This is a genomic window from Onishia taeanensis (assembly GCF_003268885.1).
In the GTDB taxonomy this organism is placed as follows: Bacteria; Pseudomonadota; Gammaproteobacteria; order Pseudomonadales; family Halomonadaceae; genus Onishia; species Onishia taeanensis_A.
Genome location: NZ_QLSX01000010.1, coordinates 1 through 17,555 on the forward strand (window position 1 = coordinate 1; position 17,555 = coordinate 17,555).

General features: G+C 61.2%; 13 protein-coding genes and 1 pseudogene. 8 read left to right on the top strand and 6 right to left on the bottom strand.

Going from position 1 to position 17,555, the window contains the following annotated elements:
• A pseudogene (locus tag BCL93_RS13260) lies at positions 1-323 on the top strand (IS3 family transposase); the annotation flags it as partial.
• 347 nt (positions 324-670) lie between these two features.
• Here BCL93_RS13260 and BCL93_RS13265 read toward each other — a convergent pair.
• The 5 genes from BCL93_RS13265 to BCL93_RS13285 form a co-directional block, all read right to left on the bottom strand.
• Entirely contained in the window at positions 671-1,246 is a 576-nt protein-coding gene (locus tag BCL93_RS13265; protein WP_112055750.1) for an SLATT domain-containing protein, read from the bottom strand.
• Complete coding sequence (locus BCL93_RS13270; protein WP_112055751.1) at positions 1,224-2,105, bottom strand: SMODS domain-containing nucleotidyltransferase; 882 nt, start codon at positions 2,103-2,105, stop codon at positions 1,224-1,226. Before BCL93_RS13270 ends, BCL93_RS13265 begins: the two co-directional genes overlap by 23 nt.
• An 85-nt stretch (positions 2,106-2,190) precedes the next feature.
• The gene (locus BCL93_RS13275) at positions 2,191-2,751 is read right to left on the bottom strand and encodes a hypothetical protein (protein WP_112055752.1); all 561 of its coding nucleotides are present in this window, start codon (positions 2,749-2,751) and stop codon (positions 2,191-2,193) included.
• A 620-nt stretch (positions 2,752-3,371) separates the two neighbouring features.
• Positions 3,372-5,087, bottom strand: a complete 1,716-nt coding sequence (locus BCL93_RS13280; RefSeq protein ID WP_112055753.1) for an AMP-binding protein — start codon at positions 5,085-5,087, stop codon at positions 3,372-3,374.
• 235 nt (positions 5,088-5,322) lie between these two features.
• Entirely contained in the window at positions 5,323-5,772 is a 450-nt protein-coding gene (locus BCL93_RS13285) for a MerR family transcriptional regulator (protein ID WP_112055754.1), read from the bottom strand.
• Positions 5,773-6,153: 381 nt separating this feature from the next.
• On the opposite strand from BCL93_RS13285, the gene BCL93_RS13290 reads away from it, so the two are divergent.
• From BCL93_RS13290 to BCL93_RS13315, 6 genes are all read left to right on the top strand, one after another.
• Positions 6,154-7,320: an acyl-CoA dehydrogenase family protein gene (locus tag BCL93_RS13290; RefSeq protein ID WP_112055755.1), complete on the top strand. Its 1,167-nt coding sequence runs from the start codon at positions 6,154-6,156 to the stop codon at positions 7,318-7,320.
• Positions 7,321-7,389: 69 nt separating this feature from the next.
• The gene (locus tag BCL93_RS13295; RefSeq protein ID WP_112055756.1) at positions 7,390-8,505 is read left to right on the top strand and encodes an enoyl-CoA hydratase/isomerase family protein; all 1,116 of its coding nucleotides are present in this window, start codon (positions 7,390-7,392) and stop codon (positions 8,503-8,505) included.
• A complete protein-coding gene (mmsB, locus tag BCL93_RS13300; RefSeq protein ID WP_258396577.1) occupies positions 8,505-9,494 on the top strand; it encodes a 3-hydroxyisobutyrate dehydrogenase in 990 nt (329 codons plus the stop codon). Before BCL93_RS13295 ends, mmsB begins: the two co-directional genes overlap by 1 nt.
• Positions 9,495-9,720: 226 nt before the next feature.
• Positions 9,721-11,121, top strand: coding sequence for an MATE family efflux transporter (locus BCL93_RS13305; protein ID WP_112055758.1), 1,401 nt, complete (start codon positions 9,721-9,723; stop codon positions 11,119-11,121).
• 84 nt (positions 11,122-11,205) lie between these two features.
• Entirely contained in the window at positions 11,206-12,387 is a 1,182-nt protein-coding gene (locus tag BCL93_RS13310; RefSeq protein WP_112055759.1) for an acyl-CoA dehydrogenase, read from the top strand.
• Positions 12,388-12,623: 236 nt separating this feature from the next.
• Entirely contained in the window at positions 12,624-13,829 is a 1,206-nt protein-coding gene (locus BCL93_RS13315; protein ID WP_112055760.1) for a CaiB/BaiF CoA transferase family protein, read from the top strand.
• Between the two features lie 49 nt (positions 13,830-13,878).
• On the opposite strand, the gene ppsR is transcribed toward BCL93_RS13315, so the two are convergent.
• Positions 13,879-14,712 (bottom strand): posphoenolpyruvate synthetase regulatory kinase/phosphorylase PpsR, encoded by an 834-nt coding sequence (ppsR, locus tag BCL93_RS13320; RefSeq protein ID WP_112055761.1) that lies wholly within the window; start codon positions 14,710-14,712, stop codon positions 13,879-13,881.
• A 408-nt stretch (positions 14,713-15,120) separates the two neighbouring features.
• On the opposite strand from ppsR, the gene ppsA reads away from it, so the two are divergent.
• Positions 15,121-17,493, top strand: a complete 2,373-nt coding sequence (gene ppsA, locus BCL93_RS13325; protein ID WP_112055762.1) for a phosphoenolpyruvate synthase — start codon at positions 15,121-15,123, stop codon at positions 17,491-17,493.
• Positions 17,494-17,555: the final 62 nt, after the last annotated feature.

The window sequence follows — 17,555 nt, forward strand, 5'->3', positions numbered from 1 at the left end:
TGTTCCGCACCGTTAAGTACTGTCCAGCGTGGCCAGCGAAGGGCTTTTCCTCACTGGCCGTTGTGCGGGAATGGATGTTGTCGTTCGAGCACGCCTACAATGAACAACACCTTCACAGTGGCATTAACTTCGTCACGCCTGCCGACCGGCATCGTGGCACGGATACTAAGCGCTTGGCCGAGCGAAAAGGGGTTTATGAACGCGCAAAGCGCCTGAATCCCAAGCGCTGGTCTGGCGACGTTCGACGCTGGGAGGCCATCGGACAAGTATCGCTCAATCCTGGCAAGCCGCAGGAAAAAGAACGGAATCAGAAAGCTGCTTAATGGAAGCGATTTGGACAACTGGGTTGAAAACTACCGAGAGAATGAGTCTACTGTATAGCCAGAAGGCATGTAATCCTTATTTAGACCATGGTGAATGAGAGGTTGGTTTTCTCGCTGAGAAATATAATTATGACCAACCAGTTCTATTCCCCTCTCATCTAAACAGGCAATCTCTTCAATTAGCCCTTTTATTATTCTCTTTTTAATATGCTCAAACAATTTATATGTTTCCTACTTTGAATGGTCGCAGAGTATCGTGTTCAGTAGAGTGCTAACGCTTGGTTTAGCGGCGGCCTGTCAAGGCCGTCCGGTGGAGGCCCTAGGCCGAAACAAACTACAACCACTTGTTAGCACTTTTTCAGACTCTTTGGCAAAAATGCGTCAATTTCCTCATCGGAAAAAGTCATATCTTCAAGGCTCTTCAGGGCTTCTTGTGCTTTTTTATATGCTTTGAAGTTAGTGCTGGGCGCACCTAAATAAAGAGCATGTAACTCGGTTAATAAGTGATCTCTCTTTTCTCGCAACTCATCTTCACTGCCTGAATTGGAACGCAAGTCGGTCAGAAGGGAGAGATACTGCTCGCGAATCAGCCAGAGGTCAGCAGCAGCTTGACGGTGCTTCTGCGCCAATTGACCGAGGTCGTAATCTTTTGTGTACCCATTTAGAACAAGTAATGCAACCGACACTAGGCCGCCAGCAATCGCGCCAACTTCCCCAGTTCCAAAAATTATCGAAACGAAACCAGCTGTACTAAGAGCAGACAATATAATTTGTGCAATCTTTATATTTGAAAGCCGACTCAGAAGAATATCGGCGCATTTCTCATGTGTTTTATGCGAATAAACGACCCGGCCATAACACTCCCGAATTTGCTCTTCGAGGTATGCCAGCACGTTATTGCTAGCTTGGGAATTTGGTTCCAAAAATCTCTCTCCAGCTCTGTTTGGCTGACCATTCACGCTTAGGGTCTGCTGACTCGTGTTTACAAGCCTCTATTGCGATATTGCAACAACGTCTCGCTTTCCATTGGAACAAATCCTTGCCATAAACGTACTGACCACTACCGGGGGCTTTCCAGTACTCCTTTGTTTTATCCTGATTTGCCATAAAATTAAAAAAGTCGCGACACATCCAATCATAGTACACAAATGATTTATCTCTATGTTCCCAATTTTCAATAAATTGGTAGGCCAACGTGTCTATCAGCAAGCCTCCTATTGGAACATCCCATTTTCTTTTCCAAATACGCATCATCCTACAAAGCCAAATCAGGTTTTTGTTACACTGGTTGTTCCTCGCCCTGATTGCTTCAATTTCTGGTTTTGGATTGGTGGTACGCCAACGGCCCCCATTATTTGCATCAGGATAGGTGAAGCTATCATCTTTATTAACAAATGCAGGAACAACCTCGTAAGTCAGACCATCATCAAATGGAACCAGAATCACTTGACCGTCACCACGAATCTTGGTGGTAGCATAAGTTCGCTCTATGGAGCGCTTTACTTCCTGGAGCAATGCTGACTGGCCGTTTCCATTGTAATTGTTGTATCGTTCGTAGACGCTATATGGCAAACGAAATAACATATCAAGATCACTAAAGCCCCCCACGGCAGTGTTTCTACCATAGGAGCCGACATAAAGACTGTGCGAAGTGTCAGAAGCTGTATCCCAAAAATCAGTATTCAGCCTTCTTGTAATAGCTTTATACCGTCTTGATATTGAGTCCTTATTGCTGACCTTGATATTCCCACAAAATGTGCTGAACCAATCTCCTACGGCCATCTTTACTCCTTCGTGCTAACGCAGAGCTCAGCCGCGGCGAAGCCGTCGGCTGCAGCGCCTCGTTAGGCTACTGTTCATGTTGACCTTATGCCAATTCTTCATCGTAGGTCTTCCAGTACTTCTCATGGTAGGGCGAACTCTTCATTGGAGCCACCGCCCAATGGTAGCGAACCCCGCGGCCTATCATCAGCGCTGCCCGAAGCTCATCCTTCGGAACATACTCATAACTAGCCCGACGACGCTCCATCTGAACATTTTTCAAAGGAGCGCAACCGTATATTTCTTTAAACTCCTGAAGGAGGTAGGCCTCTAGATCTTGATATGCAAGACGGTTATTTCTGACTCTTGGGATGCATATACCGACCTGAAACGAGAAGTCTCTAACGAGATCAGCCAACTCACCCAGCCAGTTCTTATGCTGGATTATCCTACTTTTGAAATTGCCCTCTCCAATGTATAGAGTCGGCGAGATCCCGAGCGGATACTGAATGGCAAACAAACCGTTTACCCGAATGACGTAAACGCAACGATCGAGTTGTTCCTCCCTAAGGTCAAGCTCGACGAGCTGGGAGACGATGTCCTTGGACCATGTGTAGCCCGGCTCCCAATCTAGCCATTTCCACTTGACTGTAACCTGCGTGCTCACCCCTACCGTTCTCCTTTGCCTAACAGTGATTAGACTGCGCGCGCGTTCAAGTCAATAAACGAGCGCGCTATACTCTATATAAATCCTTGATAAAAAAGGTTTCCAAGAATGAGTAGGCTACCTATGCAGAATTCGCACGCCTGCGCGTTTTGCCGGATCCAATAATACTGTGTATTCATCCATGGTCCGAGGTGGTCGGATGTGTGTGCGCAATGCATACCACTTCCGGTGATAGGTCAGGTGGAGCGGTCATGCATCTGAAGTGCCGCAGGTATCGTCCGTTAGGTTTGAATCCTGTGGCAGGAAAAGCGGTAAGCCACCAGGCACGCTACCGCCCCTACTTGGGCATGGTGTGATGGCATCCTGCCATCCATGCAGTAGTCCTTCCCCTGGCGCGATGCTGCCGATCATTGCTTGGCTGTTACTGACTGTGAACGGTTAGCCTATTCATTAGTCGCTCTGGATGCAAAAGACGTCGCTCAATTCCACTACGCGAAGGTGAGCCGGTCGGTTTCAGCTGTCTCAAATGGAAACACCCTGAAAGCTGGGGCCCAGCTTTCAGGGTGTGATTGAGGTCTTGCGGGTAGCAGGAATTGCACGGTTCCTATTGGCAGGCGGCGTTACAGCCCCAGCTCATGGGTGGCTTCTTCGCGCATCTTGAACTTCTGGATCTTGCCGGTAACGGTCATCGGGAAGGCGTCGACGAACTTCACGTAGCGGGGAATCTTGAAGTGGGCGATCTTGCCCTGGCAGAAGCCCCTCAGGCTTTCTTCATCCAGCTCTTCGCCCTCGATGAGCTTGACCCAGGCCATCACTTCTTCGCCGTACTTGGCATCGGGTACGCCGATCACCTGCACGTCTGAGATGGCAGGGTGGGTGTAGAGGAAGTCTTCGATCTCGCGGGGATAGATGTTTTCCCCACCGCGAATGATCATGTCCTTGATGCGACCGACAATCGCCACGTAGCCGTCTTCGTCCATGGTGGCGAGATCGCCGGTGTGCATCCAGCGGCTGGCGTCGATGGATTTGGCGGTCGCTTCGGGGTTGTCCCAGTAGCCGAGCATCACGCTATAGCCGCGGGTACACAGTTCGCCGCGCTCGCCGCGTGGCACCACGGCGCCGTTGGAAGGATCGACCAGCTTGACCTCCAAGTGCGGGTGAATGGTGCCCACTGTGGTGACGCGCTTCTCGAGCGGGGCATCGGTGAGGGTCTGGAAGCTGACCGGGCTCGTTTCGGTCATGCCGTAGCAGATGGTCACGCCTTCCATGTGCATCTTGTCGATCACCTGACGCATCACTTCGATGGGGCAGATGGAGCCGGCCATGATGCCGGTGCGCAGGGTCGAGAGGTCGAACTCGGCAAAGCGCGGGTGCTCCAGTTCGGCGATGAACATCGTCGGCACGCCGAAGAGGGCGGTGGCGCGCTCGTTTTCCACGGCCGTAAGCGTCGCTTCGGCGTCGAAGCCGTCTCCGGGATAGATCATGGTCGCGCCATGGGTCATGCAGCCCAGGTTGCCCATCACCATGCCGAAGCAGTGATAGAGCGGCACCGGAATCACCAGCCGGTCGGCCTCAGAGAACCCCATGGCGCGGGCCACGAAGAAGCCGTTGTTGAGAATGTTGTGGTGGGAAAGCGTCGCGCCCTTGGGTGAGCCGGTGGTCCCAGAGGTGTACTGGATGTTGATCGGCTCATCGAACTGCAGCGCCCCCTGAACCTCGGCGAGTTGTGCCGGGCTGACCGTCTCGGCACCTTCCAGTAGGCCTTGCCAGGTAAGCATGCCGGGCAGGGCATCGGCGGTATCCAGGCAGATCACCTGCTTGAGCGCCGGCAGGTGAGGGCAGTTCAGGCCGCCTTCTTGCGGCTTGGCGAGCTCCGGGGCCAACTCGGCGATCATCTGCACGTAGTTCGAGGCCTTGAAGCGCCCCTGCAGAATCAGGGTCGCGGTGGCGGACTGGGTGAGGGCGTATTCCAGCTCGTGGGTGCGATAGCTCGGGTTCAGGTTGACCAGGATGGCGCCGATCTTGGCGGTGGCGAACTGGGTGATGGTCCATTCGGCCCGGTTGGGCGCCCAGATACCGACCCGCTCGCCCTGCACCACACCGGCGGCGAGCAGCGCGCGGGCGGCCTTGTCGACTTCGGCCTGCAGTTCCCGCCAGCTATAGCGCAGCCCCTGGTGCAGGCTTAGCAGGGCATCGCGGTCGGGTACCCGCGCGACAGTGGCATCGAAACAGTCGCCGATGGTCTGGCCCTTGAGGGGCGTGTCGCTGGTGCCACTGACATAGCTTGCTACGGGCGGGGTGGTGGGCGAATCCGGGGTGGGGCGTTGGCGTGTCATGCTGGCTCCTATGGTTATTGTGCTTTTAGGCCCTGTCCGAAAACTGGCTGCGCTCGACCATACGGCGTTAAAAATCAGCTCAAAATGCTCATTTACAGTACGTAAACTCCGCTTTTTCCCTGATTTTTGCCTTGTCTGATCTTCGCTCGCCGACTTTTCGCACAGAGCCTAGAACCGGAGCGCCGCGCCCGCCACACGGGGCGCGTTTTGCTGGTATTCCAGGCTAAGGCCCGGGTTAAGGGTCCAGGCGCTCCAGCACCGCCCGGCAGCGCGTCTCGACGTCATCGAGCTCATGCTGCATCAGGCGGATATCCTCGAGGCGTTGCTCCATATCGGCCCGTTTCTCGGCGAGAATTTCGAGCATGCGATGAAGCTGGCGGGTGTTACCGCCGGGCATGGCATCGTAGAGCTCGACGACCTCGCGAATCTCGGCCAGCGTGAAACCGAGCCGCTTGCCGCGCAGCGTCAGCTTCAGCCGCACCCGGTCCTTGTCATGATAGATGCGTCGTTGGCCCTTGCGCTCAGGCGACAGCAACCCTTCCTGCTCGTAGAAGCGGATGGTGCGGGGCGTTACCTCGAACATCTCGGCCAGCTCACCGATCGCGAAGGTTCGCTTGCGCCTCACGGCTCCCGCGGCGGCATCGGCCGGGGTTGCCTGGGACTCGGTCTGGCTGGGCTTGGGCATAGTGACGTTCCTTGGCGTTAGCGATGCTGTTGCGATGCATTGGTCGGTGACGGAATGATCGCATGAACGCCGTGGCGCTTCGACTCTCCCAGATTAGTTATGCTTGACGTTAACGTAAAGGGAATATATTGCTGTTGGCCTTAGACCAAGGGGTGGCTTGCGCCCGACCAAGCAAATGCTAGGTTGGTGGCATTGCCCGGCGAGGCCGCGGCCGCCCCGTCATTCTTGCTGTCATTCATGCTACGGAAAGCGTTATGGCCGGGCCGACGTGAATACCGACTGTTTGTACGGCGCCTTTCGTTAACGCCAACTTAGTTAACGCTGGCCCGTTTCAGACGATGTCGGGACGCCTGCCGGCCGGTGACGTCAGAGGAGATCACCATGGATTTTGCACTCACCGAGGACCAGTACGCCCTGCAGCAGGCGGCTGCGGACTTCTGCCGTGCCGAACTCGCCGACCATGCCGCCGACTGGGATGCCCGTTCGCACTTTCCGGTGGATGTCATCAAGCGTGCCGGTGAAGCCGGCTTTCTGGGCATCTATATCGATGAGGAGCGGGGCGGGCTGGGGCTCTCGCGGCTCGAGGCTTCGCTGATCTTCGAGCAGCTCGCCCAGGGCTGCATCTCGACCACTGCCTATCTGACCATTCACAACATGGCCAGTTGGATGATCGCCAACTGGGGCAGCGAGGCGCTGCGCAAGACCTGGCTCGAGCGGCTGATCAGCGGCGAGCTGCTGGCCTCCTATTGCCTGACCGAGCCGGGCGCCGGTTCGGATGCGGCCAACCTGCGCAGCAAGGCAGTACGCGAGGGTGATGAGTACAGAATCAGCGGCTCGAAGATGTTCATTTCTGGGGCCGGGTCTACCGACGTGCTGGTGGTGATGGCGCGCACCGGGGCGTCTGATTCCGGCGCTGGCGGTATCTCCGCGTTCCTGGTGCCTGCCGATAGTGCCGGTATCGAATACGGCAAGAACGAAGAAAAGATGGGCTGGAAGAGCCAGCCAACGCGGCTGGTCAGCTTCGATGATGTGCGGGTGCCGGTCGGGAATCGTCTCGGCGAAGAAGGCGAGGGCTTCCGCCTGGCCATGAAGGGTCTCGACGGTGGGCGGCTCAACATCGCCAGTTGCTCGCTGGGTGCCGCCCAGCAGGCGCTGACGCTGTCTCGCGACTATCTAGGCCAGCGCAAGCAGTTCGGCCGCGAGCTCTCAAGCTTCCAGGCCCTGCAGTTCAAGTTGGCCGACATGGCAAGCGACTTGGTGGCATCGCGGCTGATGGTGCGCCATGCGGCCTGGCGTCTCGACCAGAATGATCCCGAGGCTACCGCCCACTGTGCGATGGCCAAGCGGGTCGCCACCGACATGGGCTTCAACGTCTGCAACGAGGCCCTGCAGCTGCACGGCGGCTATGGCTACATCAAGGAATATCCGCTGGAGCGACTGGTCCGTGACACCCGCGTGCACCAGATCCTCGAGGGCACTAACGAGATCATGCGCGTGATCAGCGCCCGGCGCCTGCTCGCCGATGGCGTGATCGAGTCGCTGCAGTGAGGCGCGCCCGACGCTACCTATCCACCACCTTTCAGTTTCTCCGATAACGACCGACAAGGAGCCCGATCGATGACCGATGCACCCGTGCTGTTCGAGGAGCGCCCGACCCGCGAGGGGCACCTTATCGGGGTGGCGACCCTCAATGCCCCAAGGGCGCTGAACGCCCTGTCGCTTGCCATGATCGAGCAGCTCTCGGCCCGCCTGACGCAATGGGCCGATGACGAGCGGGTGGTCGCCGTCTGGCTGGAAGGCGCCGGCGAGAAAGCGTTCTGCGCCGGCGGTGACATCGTTGCGCTTTACAAGGCGATTCAGGCCGGGGAGGGCGGCGCCCTTGCCGAGACCTACTTCACCGGCGAATACGGCCTCGACTACCAGATCCATTGCTATGAGAAGCCGCTGCTGGTGTGGGGCGACGGCATCGTGATGGGCGGCGGCATGGGGCTGATGGCCGGTGCCGGTCACCGCCTGGTCACCGAGACCTCGCTGCTGGCGATGCCTGAGATCAGCATCGGCCTTTATCCGGACATCGGTGCCAGTTGGTTCCTCAACCGCATGCCGCCGGGCATCGGCGCCTACCTGGGCCTGACCGGCGCCCAGCTCAATGCGCGAGACGCCTTAGACCTGGGCCTTGCCGACCGCTTCGTGCCTCGGGCAAGCCGCGAGGCCTTGTTCGAAGCGCTGCTATCTGCCGACTTTGATGAGGCCGATGACACCCGGGCGCTGCAGGCGGTGGTGGGGCGTGTGCTCGACCGTTTCGAGAATCGGGGCCAGGCACCGGCTGCCCAGCTGTGGCCGCATCGCGATCACCTGCAGCGCCTCACCGCCTGCGCATCGGCCACGGATGCCGCCGCGCGCATCCTTGACGATGACCATCAGGATGACTGGCTCGCCGCCAATCGGGCGCGGCTCGCCGCTGGCTGCCCGCTGAGCGCGCAGCTGGTCTGGCAGATGATCCGGCGTCATTCCCGCACCGGCCTCGCCGAGGCCTTCCGTGAAGAGCTCAACCTCTCGGTGCAGTGCTGTCTGAAGGGCGATCTCGCCGAGGGCGTGCGGGCGCTTCTTATCGACAAGGACAAGACCCCGCGCTGGTCGCATTCAAGCGTTGGCGCGGTGCCCAAGGCCGATGTCGAGGCCCTGCTACGACCGCTGTGGAACCCTGAGACGCACCCGCTGCGCGAGCTGTAATACAGCGATGCAGCAACGATAACGGCAACAACAACGCAACAACGCAACAACAACAACGATCACATAACCACCCAATAAGGAGCCACGCCATGCGTATCGCCTTCATCGGTCTTGGCAACATGGGGGGCCCCATGGCCACCAATCTCGTCAAGGCTGGCCATGATGTCTGCGTCTTCGATCTCTCGGATCAGGCCATGCAAACCCTCGAGGACGCCGGCGCTAGCCGTGCCGCAAGCGCCGAGGCGGTGACCAAGGAGGCCGAGGTGGTAGTATCCATGCTGCCAGCCGGCGCCCATGTGAAGGGGCTCTACTTGGGCAACGACGGTGCCCCGGGGCTGCTGGATACCCTCGCCGGTAACCCGCTGATCATCGATGCTTCGACCATCGCCCCGGATGATTCCCGCACCGTGGGTGCCGCCGCCGCCGAGCGCGGGTTTGCCTTCGTGGATGCTCCCGTGTCCGGCGGGGTGGGCGGTGCGGTCGCCGGCACCTTGTCTTTCATCGTCGGTGGCAGCGACGAGGGCTTCGAGCGGGCCAAGCCGGTTCTCGAGGCCATGGGCAAGAACATCTTCCACGCCGGCGAAACCGGCGCCGGTCAGGTGGCCAAGATCTGCAACAACATGCTGCTCGGCATTCTCATGAGCGGCACGGCAGAGGCCCTGGCGCTGGGCGTCGAGAACGGCCTCGACCCGGCGGTGCTCTCCGAGGTCATGAAGCAGAGCAGCGGCGGCAACTGGGCGCTCAATGGCTACAACCCCTGGCCTGGAGTGATGGAGAAAGCGCCGGCCTCCAACGACTACCAAGGTGGCTTTCATACCGACCTGATGGCCAAGGATCTGGGGCTCGCCTGGGAGCTGGCGCTGGGGTCAAAGTCGACGGTGCCGATGGGGTCTCAGGCGCGTAACCTCTTTGCCCTGCATGCGGCCAATGGCAACGGCGGGCTCGATTTCTCGAGCATTCAGCGCCTGTATCGCCGCGACGAGGACTAAGGTGAGAGGCGGCGAGGAATGAGAAGCTCAGAGCAGTGAGAGGTACGTAAGAGTGCAGTGAGAGATACGTAAATAGAGATAGCTGGGGAAATAGAGATAGCTGGAGAAATAGAGATAGCTGGAGAAATAGAGAGGGCCGGCGACGTCATACGCTGCCGGCCCTTGCTCACATTGGGGCCTTGGCCTGAGTGGGGCACAATGACGTCCCCTTTCGACCGAGGTTGCCATGACGTCGACATCTTCTTCCCAGTCACCCGCCCGGCGCGGCTCGATGCTCGAAGCGCCCATCGCCCGCACGCTGGTGCGCAAGACTCTGCCGGTGATCGGCGGCATGCTGGCGATGATGACCTTCAACCTGGTCGATGCCTGGTACATCGCCAGCCTCGGCACTGCGCCGCTGGCGGCGGTATCCTTTACCTTTCCTGTCGTCTTTGCGGTGATCAGCCTGGCGATCGGGCTCGGCATCGGCACCTCGGCGGTGGTGGGGCGCTTGCTCGGCCAGGGCCGTCACGACCTATTGGCACGCCGCGCCACGGATGCGGTGCTGCTGTCGCTGCTCGTCGGGGCTCTGGTGACACTTGCCGGGCTGCCAAGCATCGAGTCGCTGTTCTCGCTGCTGGGGGCCGACGCCACCCTGATGCCCTATCTCGAAGCCTACATGGGCGTGTGGTACTGGGGGGCCGCCCTGGTGATCGCGCCGCGCATCATCAACAGCGTGTTACGTGCTCACGGCAATACCCTGGCGGCGGGGCTGTCGATGGGCGTTGCCGCGATTCTCAATCTGGCGCTCGACCCGCTGTTGATCTTCGGCGCTGGGCCGGTGCCGGCGATGGGTGTGGCCGGGGCGGCACTCGCCACAGTGCTGAGCTGGGGGCTGATGACGCTGGGCCTGATCTGTCAGCCGCGGCTGCGCGGCCTGATTGCCTTTCGGGGTCTTACCCTTGGTGCGCTGGTGGAGTCCTGGCGCGTACTTGGGCGCATTGCCTTGCCAGCGGCGGTGACCAGCCTGTTCACGCCGGTGGCCATGGCGCTGGTGACCCGCATCGTCGCCGACCACGGCCATGCGGCGGTGGCGGCCTTCGGGGTCGGATCGCGGCTGGATGCCATCGCCCAGATCGTGGTGCTGGCGCTTTCAATGACGCTGTCGCCGCTGGTCAGCCAGAACCTGGGCGCCGGCCAGCTCGCGCGGGTGCGCCGGGCTATCGGCGGCTGCCTGGGCTTTGTCCTGGTCTGGCAGCTGGCGATCTGGGCGGGGCTGCAGGGCCTGGCGCCCTGGCTGACCGCTCGCTATGCCGAGGGGCCGGAGGTCGGCGAGGTGCTGCGCGACTTTATCTGGCTGGTGCCGCTGGGGCTTGGCGCCCAGGGGGTGGTGATCCTCTCGGTGTCGTCGCTCAATGCCCTGCATCGGCCCCGGGATGCCATGGCGCTTTCCGTGGTGCGCCTCTTCGTGCTGTTCGTGCCGCTGGCCTGGCTGGGCAGCCGGTTGGACGGGCCGCATGGCATCTTCACCGGTATGCTGACGGCTAACCTGATCATGGCGGGCATTGCCTGGTGGCGGCTGAGGGCAGTGTTGGCACGCCAGCGTCAGTCGCAAGGCCATGATGAATCGCAGGGCCAGCTCCAGTAAGCGGCCGCGACCAAGGTCGGCTTGGCAGGGCAGGATGCTTGATCTACATTGCATTTAAATGTCGACATTATTGAGGAGCTCCCCATGAGCCAGATCACGCCTATTACCTGGGACGACCCCTTCCGCCTCATCGACCAGCTCGACGAGGACGAGCGCATGGTGCAGCGCACCGCCCACGACTACTGCCAGGACAAGCTTCTGCCGCGGGTGATCCAGGCCAACCGCCATGAGCATTTCGATCGCGAGATCATGAACGAGATGGGCGAGCTGGGGCTGCTCGGGGCGACGCTCGATGGCTACGGCGGGGCGGGCCTCAACTATGTCAGCTACGGCCTGATCGCCCGGGAAGTGGAGCGGGTGGACTCCGGCTATCGCTCGGCGATGAGCGTGCAGTCGAGCCTGGTCATGTACCCGATCCATGCCTTCGGCAGCGAGGCGCAGCGCGAGAAATACCTGCCCAAACTGGCCAGCGGCGAGTGGGTCGGCTGCTTCGGCCTCACCGAGCCGGACCATGGCTCCGATCCCGGCGGCATGAGCACTCGGGCGGTGCGCACGGAAAGCGGCTGGCGCCTCAACGGCAGCAAGACCTGGATTACCAATTCGCCGATCGCCGATGTGTTCGTGGTATGGGCCAAGGACGAAGAGGGCATCCTGCGCGGCTTCATCCTCGAGAAGGGCACGCCCGGCCTTACCGCCCCCAAGATCGAGGGCAAGTTCAGCCTGCGGGCCTCGATCACCGGCCAGATCATGCTGAGCGATGTTGAGGTCGGCGAAGAGGCCTGCCTGCCCAACGTCACCGGCCTGAAGGGACCCTTCTCGTGTCTCAATCGTGCCCGCTACGGTATCGCCTGGGGCGCCATGGGCGCCGCCGAGGCCTGCTGGCATGCCGGTCGTCAGTACACCCTGGATCGCAAGCAGTTCGGCCGCCCGCTGGCCGCCAATCAGCTGATCCAGAAGAAGCTCGCCGACATGCAGACCGAAATTGCCCTTGGCTTGCAGGCGGCGCTGCGGGTCGGGCGGATGATCGATGACGGCCAGCTGGTGCCGGAGGCGATCTCGCTGATCAAGCGCAACAACGCCGGCAAGGCGCTGGATATTGCCCGCGTCGCCCGGGACATGCACGGCGGCAACGGTATCAGCGACGAGTACCACGTCATCCGCCACGTGATGAACCTCGAGGCGGTCAACACCTACGAGGGCACCCACGATATTCACGCCCTGATTCTCGGTCGTGCCCAGACCGGTATCCAGGCCTTTACCGGCTAACGAGTCGACACCAGAGAAGATCAAGCGGGGCGTCGGGAACAAGCCGAAGAGGAGGTCCTGCGCCATGGGTGAGGAGCACCGCTCCGAACGGGCTGGCCATGGATGGCCAGCACCGGCCCTGCGAGCGGCGCAGGATGCGAGAGCGCCGCAGGGCGCAGGTAGCTTACAGGGAGGTATTCATAGCGCCTCCTCATTGGCTTGTTGCCGAATCAACCCGAGCGACCAAGGAGCTCAAGATGAGCGGACCCCTGGAAGGGCGCGTCGTGCTGGATATGTCGCGGGTGCTGGCCGGCCCCTGGGCCGGGCAGCTGCTGGCCGACCTGGGTGCCAGGGTGATCAAGATCGAGCATCCAGGCCGCGGCGATGATACCCGCGCCTGGGGGCCGCCATGGCTCGAGGACGTCGCCGGCGACCCGGTCGAAGCGGCCTATTACCTGTGCGCCAACCGCGGCAAGCAGTCGCTGGCCGTGGATATCGCTCGGCCCGAGGGCCAGGCGCTGATCCGCGCGTTGGCGGGCCGCGCCGATATCCTGATCGAGAACTTCAAGGTCGGGGGGCTTGCGCGTTACGGCCTCGACCACGAGAGCCTCAAGGCCGAGAACCCGGAGCTGATCGGCTGCTCGATCACTGGTTTCGGCCAGGATGGCCCTTATGCCGGGCGGCCCGGCTACGACTTCATGATTCAGGCCATGGGCGGGCTGATGAGCCTCACCGGCGAGCCGGACGGCATGCCGATGAAGACCGGCGTGGCGATCACCGACGTGATGACCGGGCTATATGCCACGGTGGGGGTGCTGGCGGCGCTGGACGAGCGCTCCCGCACCGGTCGCGGGCGCTACATCGACGTGGCGCTACTCGACGTGCAGCTGGCTACCCTGGCCAATCAGGCGCTGAACACCCTGGTCAGCGGTCGGGCGCCCGAGCGTTATGGCAATGCGCATCCCAATATCGTGCCCTATCAGGCCTTTGCCTGCGCCGACGGCCATCTGGTGCTGACGGTGGGTAATGACGCCCAGTTCGCGCGGCTCGCCGCGCTGCTTGAATACCCTGAATGGGCCCAGGACCCGGCTTACGCCACCAATGCCGCCCGGGTTGCCCATCGCGAGACGCTGGTGGAAAAGGTCGCCGAGTGCCTGGCGACTCGCTCACGGGACGCTTGGCTGGCAGCCTTCGAGGCGCACGGCATTCCGGCGGGGCCGATCCACAGCGTGGCCGAGGCCCTCGAGGATGCCCAGGTGCGTCATCGCGGCCTGGTCAGGACCCTCGAGCGTGGCGGTCAGGACGTGCCCCAGGTGGCCAACCCGCTGCGTTTCGACGGGGTATCCTGCACCAGCGAGGTGGCGCCGCCGGCGCTGGGGGCCGACAGCGATGCGGTGCTCACCGAGATGGGGCTGTCGGCCGAAGACATCGCCAAGCTGCGCGACCTGGGCGTAGTGCGTTAAGTGTTGCGCTGAGTGGCGCGCTGAGCAGCGGCCTCGGGGTGGTGTTGGCTCAGCGCGGGCTGAAGCGACGGTGCAGGCCGGCCTCGGCAATCATCCGGGTGGAGATTTCCTCGATCGAGAAGCGCGTGGTATCGATGTAGGGGATATGCATCTGGCGATACAGCCCCTCGGCCTGGGCGACTTCCTGCATGCACTGATCCATCGAGCAATAGCGGCTGTTGGGACGCCGCTCGCTGCGGATCGCCGCCAGGCGGGGCGGGGCGATGGTCAGGCCAAACAGCTTGTGGCGGTAGGGCGCCAGCGCGCGCGGCATCTTGAGAGTGCCGTCCTCGTCGTAGTCGTCTTCGGTGAGCGGGTAGTTGGCGGCGCGGATGCCGAACTGCAGCGCTAGGTACAGCGAGGTGGGGGTCTTGCCGCAGCGTGAGACGCCGATCAGGATGACGTCGGCCTTGTCGTACTGGTTGAGCCGCGCGCCGTCGTCGTTGTCCAGGGCGAAGTGCACCGAGTCGATGCGGTTCATGTAGACATCGTCCTGGCCGATCGAGTGAGTGCGCCCCACGGTATAGGTGGAGTGGGTGGCAAGCTCTTCTTCCAGCGGCTTTAAGAAGGTCGAGAAGATGTCGACCTTGAAGCCGGGGGCCGTGGAGACGATGCGCCGCACGTCCTCGTCGACGATGGTGTCGATGATGATCGGCTGCTCGCCGTCTCGGGCGGCGGTGGCATTGATGCTGTCCACCAGCGCCTGCGCCTTCTCGGTGTCATCGATGTAGGGCTTGGTGATCATGCGGATCTCGACGCTCTCGAACTGCGCCAGCAGGCTGCGGCCCAGCGTTTCGGCGGTGATGCCGGTGCCATCGGAGATGAAAAAGGCGGTACGTGGCATGAGGGAACCTTCGGTTCTTGTCGTGACGACTGGTTAGCGGCGACGGGTTAGTTGTGACTGAATTAGTTGTAACTAGTGAGTTGTGATTGATTTACGGCGACGGTTAGGTAGTGGCGCCTGAATGGCTCGATTGTCTCGGCTGACGGGCGGCGCGGCAAGCGCCATGCGGCCCCGCGGCGCTTTCGTCCGGTAGGTTTTGGTGGCGTCATCTCAGCCTGACTACAAAAAGGCGGCCAAAAGACGCCGTGTTGTAAAAATCCTCCAATGACTTCGCTATTAGACCAATGGCGAACATCCCCGACCCTTGATAGGGTGCTTAGCATCCAGCTATGGCGGCCGTCGATCGCGATGCGGCGATCGTTGCCAGTGAGTGTCACCAGTCGACAAGGGGGTCGCGTGAAAGAGTCCGTGAATCAGTACATTGAGTGGTTCGACCAGCTCGGCATGAACGACGTCGAGCGCGTGGGCGGCAAGAACGCCTCGCTCGGCGAGATGATCTCCAATCTGGCCAATGCGGGCGTCAGCGTGCCTGGCGGCTTTGCCACCACCGCTCATGCCTATCGCGAATTCCTCGCTCACGACGGCCTCAACGAGCGCATCAATCAGGCGCTGGCGCGGCTCGACGTCGATGACGTCGAGGCCCTGGCCAAGACCGGCGCCGAGATTCGTCAGTGGGTGATCGACACGCCGCTGCCGCCGTCCTTCGAAGCGGCGCTTGGCGAGGCCTACGATGCCATGGTCGCCCAGCACCCCAGCCTCAAGGTCGCGGTGAGAAGCTCTGCCACCGCCGAAGACCTGCCGGATGCCTCTTTCGCCGGCCAGCAGGAAACCTTCCTCAACATCGAAGGCTTCGCCAACATCAAGCGCGCCGTGCATGAGGTGTTCGCCTCGCTGTTCAACGACCGGGCGATCTCCTATCGGGTACACCGCGGCTATGCCCACGAGAACGTGGCGCTGTCTGCCGGCATCCAGAAGATGGTGCGCTCCGAGACCGGCGCGTCAGGGGTGATGTTTACCCTCGACACCGAATCCGGTTTCCGCGACGCCGTGTTCGTGACGGCCTCCTGGGGGCTCGGCGAGACGGTGGTGCAGGGCGCGGTCAACCCCGACGAGTTCTACGTCCACAAGCCGACCCTGGACGCCGGTCGCCCGGCGGTGCTGCGGCGCAACCTGGGCTCCAAGCTGATCAAGATGATCTACACCGGCGATGCCAGCGCCGGCAAGTCGGTGGAAACCGTGGACGTGCCGCTGTCCGATCGCGGTCGCTTCTGCGTCAACGATGAGCAGGTCATGGAGCTTGCACGTCAGGCGATGATCATCGAGCGCCACTACCAGCGTCCGATGGACATCGAGTGGGCCCTGGACGGCGACGATGGCCAGGTCTACATCGTGCAGGCCCGCCCCGAAACGGTGGTGTCCCAGACCGAGGGCGGCAAGCTCGAGCGCTTCCACCTGCGCGAGAAGGGACGCAACCTGATCTCCGGGCGTGCCATCGGTCAGCGCATCGGCAGTGGCGAGGTCAAGGTGATCATGACCCCGGACGAGATGGGCAAGATCAACGAGGGCGACGTGCTGGTCACCGACATGACCGACCCGGACTGGGAACCGATCATGAAGCGTGCCTCGGCGGTGGTCACCAACCGTGGCGGGCGCACCTGCCATGCGGCGATCATCGCTCGCGAGCTGGGCATCCCGGCGGTGGTCGGCTCCGGCGACGCCACCAGTGTGCTGCGTGACGGCCAAGAGGTCACTGTATCCTGCTCCGAAGGCGATACCGGTCATGTCTACGAGGGGCTGCTGGACTTCGAGTGCAAGACCACCAGTGTCGACAGCATGCCCGAGCTGCCCTTCAAGATCATGATGAACGTCGGTAACCCGGATCGCGCCTTCAACTTCTCGAGCCTGCCCAATGCTGGCGTCGGCCTGGCGCGCCTCGAGTTCATCATCAACCGCATGATCGGCGTGCACCCCAAGGCGCTGCTCGACTTCGACACCCTGCCGGTAGAGCTTCAGCAGACCATCGAGCAGCGCACCGCGGGCTATGATGACCCGGTGAGCTTCTACGTCGACAAGCTGGTCGAGGGGATTTCGACCCTGGCCGCGGCGTTCTACCCGCAGAAGGTCATCGTGCGGCTGTCGGACTTCAAGTCCAACGAGTACGAGAACCTCATCGGCGGCAAGAACTACGAGCCCGGCGAAGAGAACCCCATGCTCGGCTTCCGCGGCGCCTCCCGTTATCTGTCGGAATCCTTCCGCCCGTGTTTCGATCTGGAGTGCCAGGCGCTCAAGCGTGTGCGCGATGTGATGGGCTTCGACAACGTCCAGATCATGGTGCCCTTCGTGCGCACCACCGACGAGGCCCGCGGTGTGATCGACATCTTGTCCGAGAATGGCCTCAAGCGCGGTGAGAACGGTCTCAAGGTGATCATGATGTGCGAGCTGCCGGCCAACGCGCTGCTCGCCGATGAGTTCCTCGAGCACTTCGACGGCTTCTCGATCGGCTCCAACGACTTGACCCAGTTGACCCTGGGGCTGGACCGGGATTCCGGGGTGATCGCTCACCTGTTCGATGAGCGCAACCCGGCGGTGCTCAAGCTGCTGTCGATGGCCATCCAGGCCTGTAAGGCTCAGGGCAAGTATGTGGGCATCTGTGGCCAGGGGCCCTCGGACCATCCGGATCTTGCCAAGTGGCTGATGGAGCAGGGCATCGATTCGGTGTCGCTGAACCCGGATGCCGTTCTTGAGACCTGGTTCATGCTGGCCGGAGAAACTATCGGCTAGGTTGCCGCGCGTCGCGCTCGATCCAGAACCCCGCCCTTCGAGGCGGGGTTTTTCGTTTGGGT